The organism is Cupriavidus pauculus, assembly GCF_008801835.1.
Lineage (GTDB): Bacteria > Pseudomonadota > Gammaproteobacteria > Burkholderiales > Burkholderiaceae > Cupriavidus > Cupriavidus pauculus.
The window spans coordinates 85,100-104,348 of the sequence record NZ_VZOW01000016.1 but is presented as its reverse complement, the minus strand read 5'-3'; the positions used below and the strand labels follow the sequence as shown (position 1 = coordinate 104,348).

The window sequence follows — 19,249 nt, the reverse complement described above, 5'->3', positions numbered from 1 at the left end:
ACTTCCACCACAAGCCCCATGTTTGCCCAAGCCCTATCGAGCCGGCTCGACCGGCGCGGCGTCCATTACGCGTGGATCGTCGCAGCCATCACGTTCTGCGTGATGCTGACCACCGCGGCCGCGCTCGGCCTGCCCGGCGCGTTCCTCAAGCCAATGACCACAGAAATGGGCTGGAGCACCGATCAGGTGTCGTCGATCCTGGCGTTCCGTTTTGCGCTGTTCGGCCTGATGGCGCCGTTCTCGGCGATCCTGATGGAGCGCTTCGGCGTGCGCCATGTCGTGTGCGCGGCGCTGGCGCTGATTGCGGGCGGCATGGCGCTGGCCACCGTGTCCACGCAGCTCTGGCAGTTGTTCATCGCGTGGGGACTGATGCTTGGCGTCGGCTCGGGCCTGACCGCGCTGGTGCTGGCCGCAGTGGTCGCCAATCGGTGGTTCACCGCGCGTCGCGGTCTGGTGATCGGGCTACTGACCGCCAGTTCCGCTACGGGACAACTGGCCTTCCTGCCGGTGGCTGCGTGGCTGATCGAACATATGGGGTGGCGCGTGGCCGTGCTGCCGGTGCTTGCCGCGTGTGGCGCATTGGCGCTGGTGGTGCTGGGGTGGATGCGCAACCGGCCGTCCGACGTGGGCCTGGCGCCGTTTGGCGAGTTGCCACCGCTGGCATCGGCCCCGCAGCCGCCGGCTGCCGCGCCAGCGCCGCTGTCCTGGCGCGGCCCGTTCGTGGTGTTGCGCGATGCCGCGCGCACGCAGACGTTCTGGATTCTGGCGGGCACCTTCTTCATCTGCGGGCTCTCTACCAACGGCCTGATCCAGACGCACTTCATATCGCTGTGCGCCGATTTCGGCATGTCGGCCGTACCGGCTGCGTCGGCGCTGGCGATGATGGGCGCATTCGACTTCATCGGCACCATCCTGTCGGGCTGGCTGTCGGACCGCTACGACAGCCGCAAGCTGCTGTTCTGGTACTACGCGCTGCGCGGGCTTTCGCTGTTCTGGCTGCCGCACTCGGAATTCACGCTTTACGGCCTGTCGTTGTTCGCGATGTTCTATGGACTGGACTGGATCGCCACCGTGCCGCCAACGATCAAGCTGGCGGGCAGCACCTTCGGACGCGAGCGCGCGCCAATGGTGTTTGGCTGGATCTTCGCCGCACACCAGATCGGCGCGGCGACTGCGGCGTTTGGCGCGGGGCTTTCGCGCACGTTCTGGCTGACCTATTCGCCCGCGCTGTACGTGGCCGGCGCCGCGTGCCTGGTGGCCGCGCTGCTGGCGCTGATGGTGCGCCGCGTCAGCCCGGCGGGGGCGCCGCAAGGTCCGCAGCCGAAGCCGCAGGCGTGATCCACTGGCGTTCCCGGCTTTCCGCCAGGAATGCGTCGATCAGCGCGGCGGTCGGGGCCCGCTTGAGCGCCGACTGCCGCACCAGCGCGCCAATCTCTCGATAGAGCGGCGCGCCGGGCATCGGCACCTCCTGGATATTGGGCGTCTGCCGCAACGGCACCAGCGCCGATGGAATGATCGCGCAGCCCAATCCCTCGCCAACCATTTGCAGGATCACCGCGGGCTCGTCCAGTTCCATGCCCTCGCGCACCCACAAGCGGTGCCGGCGCAGGTAGCGATCGACCAGTTGGCCGCCGGTGGAATGGCGGTTGTAGCGGATAAACGGCACGCTCTGCAGCAGCGTTTTCAGGTCGGACGGCGCGCCTGTCGGTGCCACCGCCACAAAGCGCTCCTGAAGCAGCGGCACCCACTTCAGGTCGGTTGGGATGCCCAGGCGCGGCTTCACCAGAACCGCGATGTCCAGTTCGCGTGCGTCCACCTGGGTCAGCAATTGCGTCGACATGCCCGGAACGATATTGACGTGCGTATCGGGATACGCGACGCGAAAGCGCTGCATCGCGCGCGGCAGCAGGCTGGCCTGCACCGTCGACACCGCGCCCAGGTCCAGCGGCGCCGTATCCCGCTCGCGCGATCCCTTCATTGCTTCGTAGATCGACACGATGCGCGTGGCGTCGGCCAGCATCTGGCGGCCCTCTTCGCTCAGCGTTACCGATTTGCCGGAGCGCTCGAACAGCGTGCAACCCAGATCGTCCTCGAGCCGGCGAATCTGCGTGCTGACGGCGGACTGGGTCAGCCCCAGCCGCGCACCGGCGGCAGAAAACGAGCTGGTCTCGGCGGCAATCAGAAAAGTCTTGAAATAGCGGATCACGGTAGGGGCAAGGGACGGGTCGCGGCGCCAGAAGGGTATCCCTGGCTCCGCGCCAAGCGCCAGAGGCGCAAGCATCGAAATTTTCGATGCTCAGTCAAAAAATGATTCGTTTCATATTACGAGTTCTGCTGATTACAATCAACGACACCGTGTTTGACTGCTTTCACGAGAGACCCTGAAGCCATGAGCGCCACCCCACTGTTCCACCTCGCCTTCCCCGTTCACGATCTTGCCGCCGCGCGCCAGTTCTACGGCGACCTGCTGGGCTGCCCCGAGGGCCGAAGTTCCGACGCCTGGGTCGATTTCGACTTCTACGGCCATCAGGTCGTGGCGCATCTGTCGCCGGACGAGTGCGGCCATCGCGCCACCAGTGCGGTGGACGGTGACAACGTGCCGGTGCGGCATTTCGGCGCGATCCTGTCGATGGCCGAATGGGAACGTCTGGCTGACAAGCTGCGCGCCGCCGGCACGCAATTCGTGATCGAACCGCATGTGCGTTTCAAGGGCCAGGTAGGCGAGCAGGCCACCATGTTCTTTCTCGACCCATCGGGCAACGCCCTCGAATTCAAGGCGTTTGGCGACCTGAGCCAGGTCTTCGCCAAATAATCCGCAGGTTTCACCGCCCCACCGTTCCACTGAAAACCAGAGCAAGACATGACCGATTTCGTGATCGACCCGCCCGCGCAGCCCAGCGTCGCCGTTGCCGGCAGCACCGCCCGCTTTCCGATTCGCCGCGTATTCTGCGTCGGACGCAACTACGCCGCGCATGCGCGCGAGATGGGCAAGGACCCGGATCGCGAGCCGCCGTTCTTTTTCACCAAGCCCGCCGATGCGGTGGTGCCGGCCGAGGGCACCGTGCCCTACCCGCCGCTTACGGAAAACCTCCATCACGAGATCGAACTGGTGGTGGCCATCGGCAAGGGCGGCGCCAATGTCAGTGCGGCACAGGCGCTGGATCTGGTGTGGGGCTATGGCGTCGGCGTGGACCTGACGCGCCGTGACCTGCAGGACGTGGCCAAGAAAATGAGCCGCCCCTGGGACTGGTCGAAGTCGTTCGACGCTTCGGGCCCATGCGGACCGCTGCAGCCGGTGTCGGCGGTCGGCCATCCGTCGAAGGGCGCAATCTGGCTTAACGTGAACGGCGAAACACGCCAGAAGGGCGATCTCGACGAGCTGATCTGGCCCGTGGCCGATGTCATCGCCTATATCTCCGAAGCCATGACCTTGCAGCCGGGCGACCTGATCTTCACGGGCACGCCGGCCGGAGTGGGCGCGTTGAATCCGGGAGACACCGTGTCCAGCGGCGTTGAAGGTGTCGGAGAGATCACCTTCACGATCGGCAAGCGCTAGATTCCGACTTTTACGGTATCCGCGTATCCCTAAAAAGCGCTGCGCGCCCCTGTCGGTGCCAGCGCTTTTTTTTCAATAAATTCAGAAACTTGCGAGGGATCTGAGGCGCGCGTAGCACCTTGCTCCACCCTTGCACATCGAAATTTCTCCAAATTCCCCTTGCCTATCTATCTAGTAGTAGATAATATTCAGGCCATGGACAGCGACATGCAGCAAACAGCAAGACGCGGCAGACGTTGATCCACGCAACAGAACCATGCAATACAAGTTGTTTGTCAGTACCGGTAGGCGGTCTTTTTTTTAGCCCCGACTATCTATCTAGCAGTAGATAGCAGCATCGGAAAGACGCCTGAAACGCAGCACAGACATCGGCCCCGCGATCCATACAGAACCGAGATCGCCAGGCCCATAAGGAGAGCATCATGAACGCCAAGAACATCCTCACCGCCGCCGCCCTCGCCGCCGCTTTCGTGACGGGCGCCGCCCAAGCCGCTCCCGCCGCCCAGAAGTCCGGCGAAGTCTACGGCTACAGCTACCGCGTGAATGACCAGCGCAACGCCTTCACCGACGGCGCACGCCAAGGCAAGTTCGACGCCTTCAGCGAAGGCGCACGCGTCGGCAAGGCCGATCCCTACACCGACGGCGCGAAGGTCGGCAAGTTTGATCCGTACACCGACGGCGCCCGCATCGTGGCCGGTCTGGACCGCACCGGCGTGTCGGCAGAACCGTCGCGCAAGGCCGATCCCTACACCGACGGCGCGAAGGTCGGCAAGGCTGACCCTTACACCGACGGCGCCCGCATCGTGGCCGGCATGGACCGCACCGGCGTGTCGGCAGAACCGTCGCGCAAGTTCGATCCGTACACCGACGGCGCCAACGCCTGAGGCCGACAGGTTGCGACCCATTGCATACGGGCCGCAACCCCAACGACACCTGGAGTTTCATCATGACCTTGCGTGACAGTGCCCTGATACTGGGCGGCTGGCTCGTGCTCTGCCTGACTAGCGGGGCAGTGCTCTCGCTCGTTGCGCAGTCGTCGTCCCTGTAAGGGGCGTACGGCCAAAAACCGGAGGATCTCCGCCACAAGGCGAGAGATAGTTGCCATGAAAACGCATACCGTACGCGATCAACTGCTTGAGCACGCCTCCGTGCTGATTCGACAACGTGGTTACAACGGCTTCAGCTACCGCGATCTGGCGGAGCTGGTGGGCGTGAAGACCTCGAGCATTCACTACTACTTCCCGGCCAAGGACGATCTGGTGCTGGAAGTGGTGCGTCTGTACCGCGAACGCGCGCAGACGCGCCTCGCTGCCATCGACACCAGCCTGCCGCTGGTCGAACAGGCGCATCGGTATGTCGATCCGCTGCGCAACGGCATCGAGCTGAACCAGATCTGTCTGGCCGGCATGCTGTCCGCCGAAGTGCTGGCCTTGCCCGATTCGATCCGCAGCCTGCTGCAGGGGCACTTCCAGATGAATGAAGTGTGGATCGCCGGACTGCTGCACCGTGCCGAAATCGCGCGTGGGCAGCCGTATCCGGTGCCGCCGCCAGCGCTGGCCAAGGTGCTGTACGGCGCGATCCAGAACGGCATCATCACCGCGCGCATGTCTGGATCGACTGACCGTCTCGACGCAGCTGCGGACATGCTGGTGGGCGCGGTAAGCGGCAAATATTGCCTGAGCCGCGAAAGCGAAGCCGTGGCAGCCTGAAGATTTTTGCGGCGCCCCGGTTCAGGCGCCCGACGTCCGTCGTACCGCTCTCGCGGCGGACGTCCCTGATTTCTCCGACGCCGGGATCATTCCCGGCGCTTTTTTTGCCCGGTTCATGTGGCGGCGAATTTCCTGGCAGAGACTTTTTTGGCCGCGGTTTTCTTCGCTGCGGTTTTCTTCGCTGCGGTTTTCTTCGCTGCGGGTTTCTTTGCTGCGGGTTTTCTCGATGCCGCTGTTTTCGTCGGCGCTTTCGTCGGCGCTTTCGTCGCCGCTTTCGTCGCCGCTTTCGTCGGCGCTTTCGTCGCCGCTTTCCGCCCCGCTTCGCCCTGCCCCGCGCCTGAGGCGTCCACCTCGATGCGGACCCACGCCGGCGCGTGATCGCTGGCTCGTTCCTCGCCGCGCACCCATTTGTCGACGCCGGCATCAATCAGGCGCACCTGCGGTCCCAGCAGCAAATGGTCGATGCGCAGTCCCGAATTGGTCTGCCAATGCTGGCGAAAATAATCCCAGAACGTGTAGATGCGCTCGTCCGGATAGCGCGCGCGCAACGCGTCCGTCCAGCCCTGCGCCAGCAGACGCCGATAACATTCGCGGCTTTCGGGCTGCAGCAGCGCATCCTTGAGCCACGATCGCGTGTTGTAGATGTCGTCGTCGGTCGGCACCACATTGAAATCGCCCGCGATCACCACCGGATGGCCGCTATCGCGCAGCGTCGCCGCATGGGCGATCAAGCGCTCGAACCACGCCAGCTTGTAGTCGAACTTGGGGCCCGGCTGGGGATTGCCATTGGGCAGGTACAGGCAGGCCACCAGCACGCCTTCGACCGCCGCCTCCAGATAGCGGCTCTGCGAATCGTCGTCGGCGCCCGGCAGGCCGCGCCGAACTTCCACTGGGTCGGCGCCTTTGGCCAGAATCGCCACGCCATTCCACGACTTCTGGCCGTGCCAGATGGCGCCGTAACCGGCCGCACGGATCTCGTCGATCGGAAAGCCTTCGTCCACCGCCTTCAACTCCTGAAGACACGCGACGTCGGGCGATTCGCGCGCCAGCCACGTCAGCAGTGCCTGCAAGCGCGTGCGCACACCATTGATATTGAATGTGGCGATCTTCAGTGACTGCATGGCATGGCTCCGGGGTCGCGTCGGTATCCATCTTAAATATCTGCGCGGGGATTTCCTGTCGGTGTCCGATCACTGTATATTTATACAGTTCCGCCGCCCGCTCCATTTTTGCGACTTGTCCGCCACCTCCGTCTCCCTTCCCACGCCGCGCTACACGGTTGCCGTGCGAACGCTTTGCGAATTCACCGCCAAGGCGGGGGATCTCGACCTGCGTTTCACGCCGTCGCCGACCGGCCAGGAAGGCGTCGCCGGGCACGGCGTGGTCACCAGCCGGCGCGGTCCGGGCTACGAGGCGGAGGTTGCGTTGAGCGGCGATTTCAATGGATTGCGCGTACGCGGCCGCGCCGACGGCTACAACCCCGTGACCAACCGGCTAGAGGAAATCAAGACCGTGCGCGGCGAGAAGGTGGCGGTGCCGGCCAACCATCAGGCGCTGCACTGGGCGCAGGCAAAGATCTACGGTTGGCTGCTGTGCGATGCCCGCGGCCTCGCGCAGATCGACATCGCCGTGGTGTATTTCGATATCGTCAGCCAGCGCGAGCGCGTGCTCAAGGAGCGCTTTGACGCGCCGGCGCTGCGCGCGTTCTTCGAGGACAGTTGCCAACGCTTCATGCAATGGGCCGAACGCGAACTCGCGCATCGCACCGGCCGCGACGCGGCGCTGCAGACGCTGGCGTTTCCGCATGCCACGTTTCGCGACGGACAGCGCCTGCTGGCCGAATCGGTCTACAAGGCCAACGCGTCGGCGCGCACCTTGCTGGCGCAGGCGCCCACCGGCATCGGGAAATCGATCGGCACCGTGTTTCCGGCGCTCAAGGCCATGCCGGCGCAACGCATCGACAAGCTGTTCTTTCTCTCGGCGCGCTCGACCGGCCGCGCCGTCGCCCTGCATGCCACCGCGCAATTGCGCGGCGATGCCGCGCGCACGCCGCTGCGCGTGATCGAGCTGATCGCCCGCGACAAGGCGTGCGAACACCCGGACCTTGCCTGCCATGGCGAATCATGTCCGCTGGCGCGCGGCTTCTACGACCGCCTGCCCGCCGCGCGCGATGCGGCCAGCGCCGCGCCACTGCTGGACCGCGGCACGCTGCGCGAGATCGCCGCCGCGCACCAGATCTGCCCCTATTACCTGGCACAGGAAATGATCCGCTGGAGCGATCTGGTGGTGGCCGACTACAACTACTATTTCGATCGTAGTGCGATGCTGTTTGCGCTGACGGCCATGAACGAATGGCGCGTCAGCGTGCTGGTCGACGAAGCGCACAACCTGGTCGAGCGGGGACGCGCGATGTACACGGTCACGCTCGATCACGCCGCGTTTCGGGACGTGCGGCGCGGCGCGCCCGCTGCGCTCAAGCGGCCCATGGACAAGCTCTACCGCCAGTGGAACGCGCTGGCCAAGGCGAGCGACGACGCCTACGAAACGCGCGACGAAGAGCCGCCCGCCTTTGTCGAGACGCTGACGCAGCTGTGCAGCGCCATCGTCGATGACATGAGCGAACATCCGCAACGGCATGACGCCGCGCTGGAGCGCTTCTATTTCGACGCCATGCATTTTCTGCGGCTCGCCGAACAACTGACCGAATACGGCGGCAAGCACTCGATCTTCGACATCACGCGCACGCCGCGTACGCGCGCGGGCGTCGATGCTGCGCTGTGCGTGCGCAACCTGCTGCCCGCGCCGTATCTCGCGCCGCGCTTCGCGGGCGCGCATTCGACCACGCTGTTTTCTGCCACGCTGCATCCCACCGACTACTACCGCAACCTGCTCGGGCTGCCCGCCAACACGGTGTGGATCGAAGTGCCATCGCCGTTCCGCGCCGATCAGCTCGACGTGCATGTGGCGCGCCATATTTCCACGCGCTACGGCCAGCGGCAACGTTCGCTGCCGGCGCTGGTGGGACTGATGGCCGAACAGTACGCGCGCCGGCCTGGCAACTACCTAGCGTTCTTCAGCAGCCACGACTACCTGCAACAGGCGGCGGCGCAGCTGGCGGCGCATCGACCCGACATCCCGCTATGGCTTCAGGCGCGCGGCATGACCGAAGCGGGGCAGGCGGCGTTTCTCGACGCGTTCGCACCGGGTGGACGCGGCATCGGTTTTGCGGTGCTGGGCGGCGTGTTCTCCGAAGGCGTCGACCTGCCGGGCGATCGCCTGATCGGCGCGTTCGTGGCCACGCTGGGGCTACCGCAGATCAATCCGGTCAACGAACGGCTGCGCGAGCGCATGGAGGCCGTGTTCGGCCAGGGCTACGACTATGCATATCTGTATCCGGGGCTGCGCAAGGTGGTGCAGGCGGCCGGCCGCGTGATCCGCACGCAGCAGGATCGCGGCGTGGTGTGGCTGATCGACGACCGCTACGCGCGCGCCGAGGTTCAGGCGCTTTTGCCGGCATGGTGGGAAATTTCTGCCATGCCGCCGCGCCACGCCAATCCGCTGGCACTGGCAGAATGACGCCTCGGGCCGCTGGCACGGCATTCGCGTGCCAGCCCATCAGACATCCGCGCATCCCATATCGACGGAGCCGCCAAGCCATGAGCATGACCCATACCTTTGCCGCAACCGAACCCACGCGCAGCGAGATCGATAGCCTGCGTGGCGCCACCGTGCTGGAATTCGGGACGCCGTGGTGCGGCTTTTGCCAGCGCGCGCAGCCATTGATCGAAACGGCGTTTGCCGAGCATCCCGAGATCGATCACATCAAGGTCGAAGACGGCAGCGGCCGGCCGCTGGGACGGTCGTTCCGCGTGAAGCTCTGGCCTACGCTGATTTTCCTGCGCGATGGCCAGGAAGTGGCGCGCGTGGTTCGCCCGAACGACAGCCGCGAAATCGTCGACGCGATGCAAGGCATCGCCGCCTGAGCGCCGGCGCAGCGCCATGGCGCGCTGCCGGTTGCGTAATCCACGCGATTCGCTCCGGCCCGCGCCGATGGTGGATGCAAGCGACGAAGGCTGCGCCAGTCACGGCTCCAGCGGCATCGCGCTGGTGCACTTGATTTCGTCCAGGCAGACGCTCGATTTCACGCCGCTCACGCCCGGGATGCGCATCAGGGTGTCGAGCAGGAAGTCCGATAGCGACTTCAAGTCCTTCGCCACCACCTTCAGCACGTAATCGATATCGCCGGTTACGGAAAAGCATTCCTGGATCTGCGCCAGTTCTGCCACCAGGCTCTTGAATTTGGACAGGTCGCGGATGTGGCCGCGCTCCATCGTCACGTGAATGAAGGCCGTCACCCCAAACCCCAGTGCAGTGCTGTCGAGCCGCGCCTCGTAGCGCTTGATGATGCCGCCCTCCTCCAGGCGCCGGTGCCGCCGCAGCGTCTGCGCGGGCGACAGGTTGATCGCCTCGGCCAGCTCCAGATTGGACGCACGGCCATGTTCCTGCAGCACGCCCAGCAAGCGGCGGTCCGTACGGTCCAGCTCGGTTTGATGCATCCTGATTTCCTTGAATAGCGATTCTGCGAAATTTTATCTCATATCCAAGGGTTTCCCTGCGTGCCTTACGAAATCCTATTTAGCGGCGCGGGTTCTACAATTTCCCCACGATGAGCCGCGGCGCAAGCGTCTACCTCGCCACATCCGCCCCGGCCCCGCCGAAATATTATTTCTATTGCTACTCGCCCCCGCGCGCACTGACCATGGCCGATCTGTTTGAAAACCCGATGCAATTGATGGGCTTCGAATTTGTGGAATTCGCTTCGCCCACGCCCAACGTTCTCGAGCCGCTGTTCGAAAAAATGGGCTTCTCGCTGGTGGCACGCCATCGTTCAAAGGACGTGGTGCTGTATCGCCAGGGTGACATCAACTTCATCGTGAACAACGAGCCGCACAGCGAAGCCGCTTATTTCGCCGCCGAACACGGCCCCAGCGCCTGCGGCATGGCTTTCCGCGTCAAGGATTCGCACAAGGCCTACAACCGCGCCCTGATGCTGGGCGCCCAGCCGATCGAGATTGCAACCGGTCCGATGGAACTGCGCCTGCCTGCGATCAAGGGTATCGGCGGTGCGCCGCTGTATCTGATCGACCGCTTCGAAGACGGCAAGTCGATCTATGACATCGATTTCGAATTCGTCGAAGGCGCGGACCGCCGTCCGAAGGGCCACGGCCTGAAGGTGATCGACCACCTGACGCACAACGTCTACCGTGGCCGCATGGCGTACTGGGCCAACTTCTACGAACGCCTGTTCAATTTCCGTGAAATCCGCTACTTCGACATCCAGGGCGAGTACACGGGCCTGACCTCGAAGGCGATGACCGCGCCGGACGGCAAGATCCGCATTCCGCTGAACGAGGAGTCGTCCAAGGGCGCGGGTCAGATCGAGGAATTCCTGATGGCCTTCAACGGGGAAGGCATCCAGCACATTGCCTTCCTGGTCGACAACCTGATCGAAGTCATCGACAACCTGCAGATGGCCGGTGTCGAGCTGATGACCGCGCCGAACGACTACTACTACCAGGCGCTGGACACCCGCCTGCCCGGCCACGGCCAGCCGGTGGACCAACTGAAGTCGCGCGGCATCCTGCTCGACGGCACCACCGAGAACGGCAAGCCCCGCCTGTTGCTGCAGATTTTCTCGAAGGGCGTGCTCGGCCCGGTGTTCTTCGAATTCATCCAGCGCGCCGGCGACGATGGCTTTGGCGAAGGCAACTTCAAGGCGCTGTTCGAATCACTCGAACGCGACCAAATCGAGCGCGGCACGCTAAAGGTATGACCGCAACGGCCTGAAATTTTCCTCAGGCCAGCAGATTCTTCCGCTTTCCCCTGGTTGAGCCGGTATCCTTTCGGGTTGCCGGCGCAAACCCCTGCTGCCGGCGCTACCCGCGCTGGCGCATTTTCAAAGCGCCCACCCTGCAGAGGCTGTAGAGGCGCGTAGCCATTCCACGAGAATGGGTAGAGGACAGACACACTCCATGCATACTTCCGACCATAAAGGCACGCTTCAGCGTGGCCTCAAGAATCGTCACATCCAGCTGATTGCGCTCGGCGGCGCCATCGGCACCGGGCTGTTCCTGGGCATCGCCCAAACCATCAAGCTTGCGGGTCCTGCCGTGCTGCTCGGCTACGCGGTGGCCGGCATCTTCGCGTTCTTCATCATGCGGCAACTGGGCGAGATGGTGGTGGACGAACCGGTAGCCGGATCGTTCAGCTACTTCGCCGACAAATACTGCGGCCACTTCGCCGGCTTCATGTCCGGCTGGAACTACTGGGTGCTCTACATCCTGGTCAGCATGGCCGAGCTGTCGGCCGTCGGCCTGTACGTCCAGTACTGGTGGCCCAACATCCCGACGTGGATGTCGGCGCTGGCCTTCTTTGTGATCATCAACGGCATCAACCTGGCCAGCGTGAAGTCGTTTGGCGAGATGGAATTCTGGTTCTCGATCATCAAGGTGGCGGCGATCGTCGGCATGATCGCCTTTGGCGGCTATCTGCTGGCGTCCGGGTCGGCCGGGCCGCAGGCCAGCATCGCCAACCTGTGGCAGCACGGCGGCTTCTTCCCGAACGGGTTCGGCGGCCTGGTGATGGCGATGGCGGTGATCATGTTCTCGTTCGGCGGGCTCGAACTGGTGGGCATCACGGCGGCGGAAGCCGACAACCCGGGCAAGAGCATTCCCAAGGCGACCAATCAGGTGATCTACCGCATCCTGATTTTCTATGTCGGCGCGCTGGCCGTGCTGCTGTCGCTGTATCCGTGGCAGAACGTCGTGACCGGCGGCAGCCCGTTCGTGCTGATCTTCCACGCGATGAACAGCGATGTGGTGGCGACGGTGCTGAACATCGTGGTGTTGACCGCCGCGCTGTCGGTGTACAACAGCGGCGTCTACTGCAACAGCCGCATGCTGCTGGGCCTGGCCCAGCAAGGCAACGCCCCGCGCGCGCTGATGCATGTGAACCGCCGCGGCATTCCGCTGACCGCGCTGGGCGTATCGGCCCTGGCCACCGGCATCTGCGTGCTGGTCAACTATTTCATGCCCGGCGAAGCGTTCGAATTGCTGATGGGCCTGGTGGTATCGGCGCTGATCATCAACTGGGCGATGATCAGCATCATCCACCTGATGTTCCGCCGCGCCAAGCGCGCCGCGGGCCAGACCACGGCATTCCGCAGCCTCGGCTATCCGCTGACCAACTACCTGACGCTGACCTTCCTGGCGGGCATTTTGGTGGTGATGTTCCTGACACCGGGACTGCGCGTTTCGGTCTACCTGATTCCGGTCTGGCTGGCGGTACTTGGCGTAAGCTACGGCCTGCGGCAGAAAAACGCCGGTGCGGCGCAGCCGGCCGCCAGCGTGCAGGCGCGGTAAGCGTCGCTCGCATCGGCCAATCCTGCGCCTCTGCACAGCGCGGCCCGCCAGCATGACGGGCCGCCGCCCCCTTGAACTCTCGAAGCCCCCACGCACTCATGTTCGAACACATCGAAGCCTTCCCCGGTGATCCGATCCTCTCGCTGAACGAGGACTTCCAGCAAGATCCGCGTACCAACAAGGTCAACCTCAGCATCGGCATCTACTTTGACGACGAAGGCCGCCTGCCGGTGATGCAGGCCGTGGCCGAAGCCGAGGCCGCGCTGCTGTCCGACATGGGCCCGCGCCCCTATCTGCCGATGGCCGGCATCGCCGCCTACCGCCAGGCCGTGCAGGCGCTGGTGTTCGGCGAGGACTGCGCCGCGCGCGCCGAAGGCCGCATCGCCACGCTGCAGACGCTGGGCGGATCGGGCGCGCTGCGCGTGGGCGCCGACTTCCTCAAGCGCTATTTCCCCCGCGCCGAAATGTGGATTAGCGACCCAAGCTGGGAAAACCATCGCGTGGTGTTCGAACGTGCCGGGTTCAAGGTCAACACCTATCCGTACTACGACGCCGCCACCGGCGGACTCAAGTTCGACGCGATGCTCGCCGCGATCGAAGCCATTCCGCAAGGTGACGTCGTGCTATTGCACGCCTGCTGCCACAACCCGACCGGCGTGGACCTGAACGAAGACCAGTGGCGCCAGGTGATTGGCGTGCTCAAGGCACGCAAGCTGCTGCCTTTCGTCGACATGGCCTACCAGGGCTTCGGCACGGGCCTGGACGATGACGCCTTTGCCGTGCGCGAACTGGCGCGCCAGAACGTGCCGTGCCTGGTGGCTAATTCGTTCTCGAAGAATTTTTCGCTGTACGGCGAACGCTGCGGCGGTCTGAGCGTGGTGTGCCAGAGCGCCGATGAAGCCGGCCGCGTGCTGGGCCAGTTGACCGGTGCCGTGCGCGCCAACTACAGCAACCCGCCCACGCACGGCGCACGCGTGGTGGCCCGCGTGCTGACCACGCCGGCGCTGCGCAAGAGCTGGGAAGAAGAACTGGCCGCGATGTGCCAGCGCATCGCCCGCATGCGCCACGCCATCCACGACCAACTGCGCGCGCACGTCAGCGGCGAAAAGCTGTCGCGCTACATCACGCAGCGCGGCATGTTCACGTACACCGGACTGTCGGCCGATCAGGTCGATCGCCTCAGGAACGAACACGGCGTGTACGTGCTGCGCTCGGGCCGCATGTGCGTGGCCGGACTGAACGAGCGCAATGTAGGCGTGGTGGCCAATGCGATCGGCCAGGTATTGAAAGCCTGATTCCGCCCCGACGGATCCGCACGCGAAGAACCGCCCCACCGGGGCGGTTTTTTGTTGCCCGGGGAAAGTCGCGTCAACGCGCGGGACGTGCCACGGGCTGGCCCAGGGACGTTGCGCTGCGCTGCCGGCATCCGCGGTACGTCACTTTGATTCCGATGCGCTTCGACACGCCTTGGATAGCGTGAGCCTGCTTCACGCCTTGCCCAATGGCGGCCGCGACAGGTAGCCCGCCATATTGCACAGCTGGCCAAGTTCATCGGCCGCCTCGCACAACAGAGCCGAATATTCGTGGACTTTCGCGGCGGTCAGGCGCGTGCGCGGGCCCGCCAGGCTGATCACGCCGACACATCGGCTGCCGCGTCTGACCGGCACCGCCACGGCTGCCATGCGCGCTGCAAACACCTCGTCGATCATGGCGTAGCCGCGCACACGCGCCGCGTGCAGAAAACCAAGCAACGCCTTCAACGAGGTCGGCGCGTTGGGGCCATACTCGTTTGGCTGGCCGAAACCCTGCTTCATCACCAGCGCCACGGCTTCCTCGTCCGACATCGTCATCAGCCACGCATGCCCCGTGGACGTACACGAAAGCCGCGCCGCAAGTCCCATGTCGGGGTCGTAGCGAAAGCCGGTGCGCTGTCCATCGGCTTTCGCCACCCAGATGATCGCGTCGCCATCCACCAGCGCCAGCCGCGCCAGCTCACCGGTCTGCGCGGCAATCCTTTCGATGATCGGCTGGGCGATGTCGGCAATACCGGTCAGGCTCAGGAATTCCAGCCCGTTCGATGTCATGCGCATGGTGAGAATGTAGCGGCTGTGATCGGGAATCTGCCGCACGTAGCCGCTCTCCGCGAGTTCGCCCAGCACCCGGTGGCAGGTGCTGCGCGGGACCTCCAGCGCGTCGGCAATGACCGCAAGCGCGGCGCCCTCGCCTTGGGACGCCAGGAAATCGAGAATCTTCAATCCGGTCTTCAACGACATATTTCACAATATGGAATGTTATTCCGGTCTGGAACGCCGCTTCGCGAGCGGTCGAACAATAGCAGTGCACGTAACCCGGAGCAATCGGGAACGATATCCACAAAAGAAAGGGGGAGACACCATGTCAGTCATTACTGACTCCAACATCGCTACGGCCGATGCGGCCGATCCGCGGCACGCCATGGCCCGGCGCGCCGTTGCCGGGGCCACCATCGGCACCGCGCTGGAGTGGTTCGATTTCGCGCTGTACGGCGTGGTCGCCGCAACGATCTTTCCGAAGCTGTTCTTTCCGACGCTCGATCCCACCGCATCGCTGCTGGCCTCGCTGGCAAGCTTCTGGGCCGGCCTGGCCGCGCGCCCGCTGGGTGCCATCGTGTGCGGCATTCTGGGCGACCGGTGGGGACGCCGCAACCTGATGCTGATTACGGTGTCGGTGATGGGCGTGTCGTCGTTCCTGATGGGCCTGCTGCCCACCTATCAGCAGGTGGGCATCGTCGCGCCGATCCTGCTGGTCAGCCTGCGCATCGTCCAGGGCTTTGCGCTCGGCGGCGAATCCACGGGCGCGCAGTTGATGGCCGTCGAACACGCGTCGCCCGCACGCCGCGGCATTTATTCCGGCCTGCTCGGCATCTGTTCGCCGCTCAGCCAGATCCTGGCCAATATGGCGCTGTTCGCGCTGGCCGCCATGCTGTCGGCAGAGGACTTCGAAACCTACGGCTGGAGAATTCCATTCCTGGCCAGCTTCCTGCTGGTCATCCTTGGCATCTACATCCGCATGCGGGTCAGCGAAACGCCTGCGTTCGAAGCGCTGCGCAAGCAGGCGCGCCAGCAGGGCCAGCGCGTGCGCGGCGGCAATCCGCTGGGCGTGGTGCTGCGCCACCACTGGAAGACCGCGCTGCGGCTCACGCTGTTCTTCTGCGGCCCGGCGGCGTTGTTCTACCTGATCGTGGTGTTCTCGCTGAGCTACCTGACCAAGAACCTTGGCGTGCCCAAGCAGACCGGCTTCATGCTGTTGATGGTGGCCAATGCGTGCGCCATCGTCGGCGCACTGGCCGGCGGCTATCTCAGCGACCGCATCGGTCGCAAGCGCGCGCTGCTGGTCGGATCGTTCTGCACGCTGGTCTGCTGCCTGATCTATTTCCCAGTGCTGAACCAGGGATCGCTGGGGATGACCATGGCAGTGATGGGCGCGTTCCTCGGCTTCACGCAGTTCCAGAGCGGCATCCAGCCGGTGTGGTTTGCCGAGTCGTTTCCCACCGAGGCACGCTATACCGGATCGGCACTGTCCTATTCGGGCGCCAACCTGCTGACCGGCGGCCCGATGCCGATCGTCGCGGTGGCCTTGCTGCAGGCATTTCACGGCTCGCCGTGGGCCATCGTGGCAGTGTGCGGGTCGCTCAATCTGCTGTCGTTCGTCATGATCGCCACCTCCCGCGAGACCCGCGGCACCAGCCTGGAAAGCAGCCACTAAACGGCAGGCGCCGCCACCGTCACCAAGTCCTCTCCATGAAGCGAAAACTCTACATCCTCAATGGTTCGAACCTGAACATGCTCGGTATCCGCGAGCCGCACATCTACGGCAGCACCACGCTCGGCGATATCGAGCGGCAATGCATGGCGATGGCCGACACGTTCAAGTTCGACTGCGTGTTCCGGCAGACCAACAGCGAAAGTGAGCTGATCGGCTGGATCCAGGAAGCGTATTTCGAGGATGCCGCGCTGATCATCAATCCGGCGGGCTTTTCGTTCGGACGCATTCCCGTGCTCGACGCGGTCAAGCTGATCCGCCGCCCGGTGGTCGAGGTGCACATCAGCAATATCCACCGGCGCTCGGAGGAATATCGCCACTCGACGATCTCCGTGGCGGCCACCGCCGTGATCTGCGGCGCGGGCGCCCATGGCTATCTGCTGAGCATCCGCGCGATCGACGACCTGTGGGCCGCAGCCGAACGGACGCAGCAGGCTGAATAGTCACCGCAGGAACCGCGGGCGCACGGCTCTCGCACTCGCCGCGTCACTGTTTCCCGTTCGGCCTGCGCGCTGAGCTGGCCCGTCAGTGGCACGGCGACCCGTTGCAGCGTCGCGGCGTCTAGTCCGGCTTGATGCCGGCGCGCGCCACGATCGGCTTCCAGCGCTGCTGTTCCGCGACGATGAAGCGCGCGAATTCTTCCGGCGTGCTGCCCACCACAAGCGCCGCGTCCGCACTGAGGCGCTCGACCGACGCGGGACTCTTTACCGCCTTGACGGTGGCCTCCGCCAGTTTCGCGGCGGCCGGCTGCGGCAGCGATGCCGGCGCCAGCAGGCCGTACCACTGCGTCATCTCGAAGCCCGGATAGCCCTGCTCGGCCACCGTCGGCACATCCGGCAGTTGCGCGATGCGTTGCGCGGTGCCTGTGGCGATGCAGCGCACCTTGCCCGTCCTGATGAACTGCAGAATGGCGGGCGCGCCGATTGCGGCGGCATCGAGCCGGCCGGACAGCAGGTCGGTAATCTGCGGGCCGCTGCCGCGATACGGCACATGGGTGATGAAGGTGCCGGTGCTCGCCTTCAGGTATTCGAAGGCCAGATGCCCGGCGCTGCCGTTTCCGGCCGACCCGTAGTTGAGCTTGCCCGGCTTGCTCTTGGCCAGCGCCACGAATTCCTTGAGATTCTTTGCCGGCACGTCCGGGTGCACCACATACAGGCTCGGCACCTTGGAAAGCAGCGAGATAGGCCTGAAATCCTTGTTCGGATCGTATGGCAGTTTCGGAAAGATGTACGGGTTGACTGCCAGCGTGCCGATGTGGCCAAGGATCAGCGTGTGGTTGTCGTCAGCGCGCGCCACTTCGCCCATGGCGATATTGCCCGCGCCGCCCGGCTTGTTTTCCACGAATACCGATACGCCCAGCAGCCTGGTCAATTCCGCCGCGGTGGACCGCGCCACGATTTCGGAACTGCCGCCCGGTGCGAACGGCACCACCAGCCGGATAGTCTTGGACGGCCAGGCCTGCGCACGCGCCAGCGTGGGGACAAGCGCCCCGCCGCCGAGCGCGGCCATCATGCCCAGCAGGTGGCGGCGATAGGTGTCATGGGGTCGATCTGTGGACATGGGTCTCCTCTCTGGTTCGAATGCTCCGCGCGCGCCAGTGCGGTGCGCGCAAACGTTGTGTTTTTCGATGTCGTGCTTGCGAAATTGCGGTCGGTGGCGAGGTACGGTGTTGCCACGTCCAGTGGTGCGCCTTGGCGTGATGCCTGCGGCAGCCGCTCACCTGCCGACGCGGTGATCGGCCCCGGTCTCACCTATTCCGGCTTGACGTTGCCGTCCTTGATCACCTTGGCCCACAGCCGCGTCTGGGTGTCGATAAAGCGCGCGGCCTCGGCCGGCGGGGCGGCCACCACTTCGCCGCCCAGTTCGGCCACACGCTGGCGGATTTCCGCGCTGGCCATCACCTTCTGCAGGGCGTCCGACAGCCGCGTCACCACCGCTTCCGGCGTGGCGGCGGGCAGAAACGCGGCGTTCCACTCATAGACTTCGTAGCCCGCCACGCCCGCCTCCTGCATGGTCGGCACATTGGGCAGCGCCGATGTGCGCGTATGGCTGGTCACCGCCAGCGGCCGCAGCTTGCCCGCCTTGATGTGCTGCAGGCTGGACGCGACGTTGGCGAAGAACAGCGGCACCTGTCCGGCGATCACATCGGTCATGGCCGGGCCGCCGCCCTTGTAGGGCACGTGGAGCAGATCGACATGGGCGCGCTGCTCGAACAGCACGCCGGAAAGATGCTGCGCCGACCCGTTGCCCGACGACGCGAATGCCACCGTACCCGGCTTCTGCCGCGCCAGCGCCAGCACGTCCTGGACGTTGGCCACCGGGAAGCCGGGATTGGCCACCAGCACATTGGGATAGCGCGCCAGCACGCCGACCGCGCGAAACGCCTTGGCGGGGTCGTAGGGCAGGCGCGGATAGAGGCTCGGATTCACCGCGTAGGACGACGCATCGACCATCAGCGTGTAACCATCGGGCGCGGCCTTGGCCACGTACGACGCGCCAATCTGTCCGCCCGCGCCGGGCCGGTTTTCCACGATCACGGTCTGGCCGAGTTCGCGCCCCAGGCCCGGCGCGATCAGGCGCGCCATCAGGTCGGCGCCGCCCCCGGGCGGATAGGTGACGACGATCGTCACCGGGCGCGTGGGCCAGGGCTGCGCCGCATCGGCGGCGTGCAGCACGGCCGGCTGCGCGGCCACGGCAGCCAGAGTGAGGGAAATCAGGTAGCGCATCGAAAAAGTCTCCGTCGAATCGAATTCTGTTGGGGC

17 protein-coding genes and 1 pseudogene are annotated in these 19,249 nt (G+C 64.8%); 12 read left to right on the top strand and 6 right to left on the bottom strand.

What is annotated here, in order from left to right; translation table 11 throughout:
• Window positions 1–18 precede the first annotated feature (18 nt).
• A complete protein-coding gene (locus F7R19_RS17510) occupies window positions 19–1,338 on the top strand; it encodes an MFS transporter (protein WP_061957074.1) in 1,320 nt (439 codons plus the stop codon).
• Here F7R19_RS17510 and F7R19_RS17505 read toward each other — a convergent pair.
• Window positions 1,289–2,206 (bottom strand): LysR family transcriptional regulator, encoded by a 918-nt coding sequence (locus tag F7R19_RS17505; protein ID WP_150981449.1) that lies wholly within the window; start codon window positions 2,204–2,206, stop codon window positions 1,289–1,291. The two genes, F7R19_RS17510 and F7R19_RS17505, sit on opposite strands and share 50 nt — an antisense overlap.
• Window positions 2,207–2,389: 183 nt before the next feature.
• On the opposite strand from F7R19_RS17505, the gene F7R19_RS17500 reads away from it, so the two are divergent.
• From F7R19_RS17500 to F7R19_RS17485, 4 genes are all read left to right on the top strand, one after another.
• On the top strand, window positions 2,390–2,812 hold the full coding sequence (locus F7R19_RS17500) for a VOC family protein (protein ID WP_061957076.1): 423 nt from the start codon (window positions 2,390–2,392) through the stop codon (window positions 2,810–2,812).
• 48 nt (window positions 2,813–2,860) lie between these two features.
• On the top strand, window positions 2,861–3,556 hold the full coding sequence (locus F7R19_RS17495) for a fumarylacetoacetate hydrolase family protein (RefSeq protein ID WP_150981425.1): 696 nt from the start codon (window positions 2,861–2,863) through the stop codon (window positions 3,554–3,556).
• Window positions 3,557–3,978: 422 nt separating this feature from the next.
• Window positions 3,979–4,440, top strand: coding sequence for a copper resistance protein CopQ (locus F7R19_RS17490; RefSeq protein ID WP_150981424.1), 462 nt, complete (start codon window positions 3,979–3,981; stop codon window positions 4,438–4,440).
• Window positions 4,441–4,659: 219 nt separating this feature from the next.
• Window positions 4,660–5,265, top strand: coding sequence for a TetR/AcrR family transcriptional regulator (locus F7R19_RS17485; RefSeq protein ID WP_061957079.1), 606 nt, complete (start codon window positions 4,660–4,662; stop codon window positions 5,263–5,265).
• Window positions 5,266–5,606: 341 nt separating this feature from the next.
• Here the strand turns inward: F7R19_RS17485 and xth are convergent.
• A pseudogene (xth, locus tag F7R19_RS17480) lies at window positions 5,607–6,386 on the bottom strand (exodeoxyribonuclease III); the annotation flags it as partial.
• Window positions 6,387–6,501: 115 nt separating this feature from the next.
• Here xth and F7R19_RS17475 point away from each other — a divergent pair.
• Both F7R19_RS17475 and F7R19_RS17470 read left to right on the top strand, forming a co-directional pair.
• On the top strand, window positions 6,502–8,841 hold the full coding sequence (locus tag F7R19_RS17475) for an ATP-dependent DNA helicase (RefSeq protein ID WP_223506193.1): 2,340 nt from the start codon (window positions 6,502–6,504) through the stop codon (window positions 8,839–8,841).
• 80 nt (window positions 8,842–8,921) lie between these two features.
• Entirely contained in the window at window positions 8,922–9,248 is a 327-nt protein-coding gene (locus tag F7R19_RS17470) for a thioredoxin family protein (RefSeq protein ID WP_061957082.1), read from the top strand.
• A gap of 99 nt (window positions 9,249–9,347) precedes the next feature.
• Here F7R19_RS17470 and F7R19_RS17465 read toward each other — a convergent pair whose 3' ends face one another.
• Window positions 9,348–9,821: an Lrp/AsnC family transcriptional regulator gene (locus tag F7R19_RS17465; protein WP_061957083.1), complete on the bottom strand. Its 474-nt coding sequence runs from the start codon at window positions 9,819–9,821 to the stop codon at window positions 9,348–9,350.
• Between the two features lie 203 nt (window positions 9,822–10,024).
• Here F7R19_RS17465 and hppD point away from each other — a divergent pair, with 203 nt between their 5' ends.
• From hppD to F7R19_RS17450, 3 genes are all read left to right on the top strand, one after another.
• Complete coding sequence (gene hppD / locus F7R19_RS17460; RefSeq protein ID WP_061957105.1) at window positions 10,025–11,098, top strand: 4-hydroxyphenylpyruvate dioxygenase; 1,074 nt, start codon at window positions 10,025–10,027, stop codon at window positions 11,096–11,098.
• 199 nt (window positions 11,099–11,297) lie between these two features.
• The gene (locus F7R19_RS17455; protein ID WP_150981421.1) at window positions 11,298–12,686 is read left to right on the top strand and encodes an amino acid permease; all 1,389 of its coding nucleotides are present in this window, start codon (window positions 11,298–11,300) and stop codon (window positions 12,684–12,686) included.
• A 98-nt stretch (window positions 12,687–12,784) separates the two neighbouring features.
• On the top strand, window positions 12,785–13,981 hold the full coding sequence (locus tag F7R19_RS17450) for an amino acid aminotransferase (protein WP_061957085.1): 1,197 nt from the start codon (window positions 12,785–12,787) through the stop codon (window positions 13,979–13,981).
• A 192-nt stretch (window positions 13,982–14,173) separates the two neighbouring features.
• Here F7R19_RS17450 and F7R19_RS17445 read toward each other — a convergent pair whose 3' ends face one another.
• On the bottom strand, window positions 14,174–14,959 hold the full coding sequence (locus F7R19_RS17445) for an IclR family transcriptional regulator (RefSeq protein WP_150981420.1): 786 nt from the start codon (window positions 14,957–14,959) through the stop codon (window positions 14,174–14,176).
• Between the two features lie 181 nt (window positions 14,960–15,140).
• On the opposite strand from F7R19_RS17445, the gene F7R19_RS17440 reads away from it, so the two are divergent.
• Together F7R19_RS17440 and F7R19_RS17435 are read left to right on the top strand one after the other, a co-directional pair.
• Window positions 15,141–16,430 carry an MFS transporter gene (locus tag F7R19_RS17440; protein WP_150981448.1) on the top strand — a complete coding sequence of 430 codons (1,290 nt, stop codon included), beginning with the start codon at window positions 15,141–15,143 and terminating at the stop codon, window positions 16,428–16,430.
• 35 nt (window positions 16,431–16,465) lie between these two features.
• Window positions 16,466–16,930 (top strand): type II 3-dehydroquinate dehydratase, encoded by a 465-nt coding sequence (locus F7R19_RS17435; protein ID WP_150981419.1) that lies wholly within the window; start codon window positions 16,466–16,468, stop codon window positions 16,928–16,930.
• Between the two features lie 118 nt (window positions 16,931–17,048).
• Here the strand turns inward: F7R19_RS17435 and F7R19_RS17430 are convergent, their stop codons facing one another.
• Both F7R19_RS17430 and F7R19_RS17425 read right to left on the bottom strand, forming a co-directional pair.
• Complete coding sequence (locus F7R19_RS17430; protein ID WP_150981418.1) at window positions 17,049–18,047, bottom strand: Bug family tripartite tricarboxylate transporter substrate binding protein; 999 nt, start codon at window positions 18,045–18,047, stop codon at window positions 17,049–17,051.
• Window positions 18,048–18,238: 191 nt separating this feature from the next.
• Window positions 18,239–19,213, bottom strand: a complete 975-nt coding sequence (locus tag F7R19_RS17425; protein ID WP_150981417.1) for a tripartite tricarboxylate transporter substrate binding protein — start codon at window positions 19,211–19,213, stop codon at window positions 18,239–18,241.
• Window positions 19,214–19,249 lie beyond the last annotated feature (36 nt).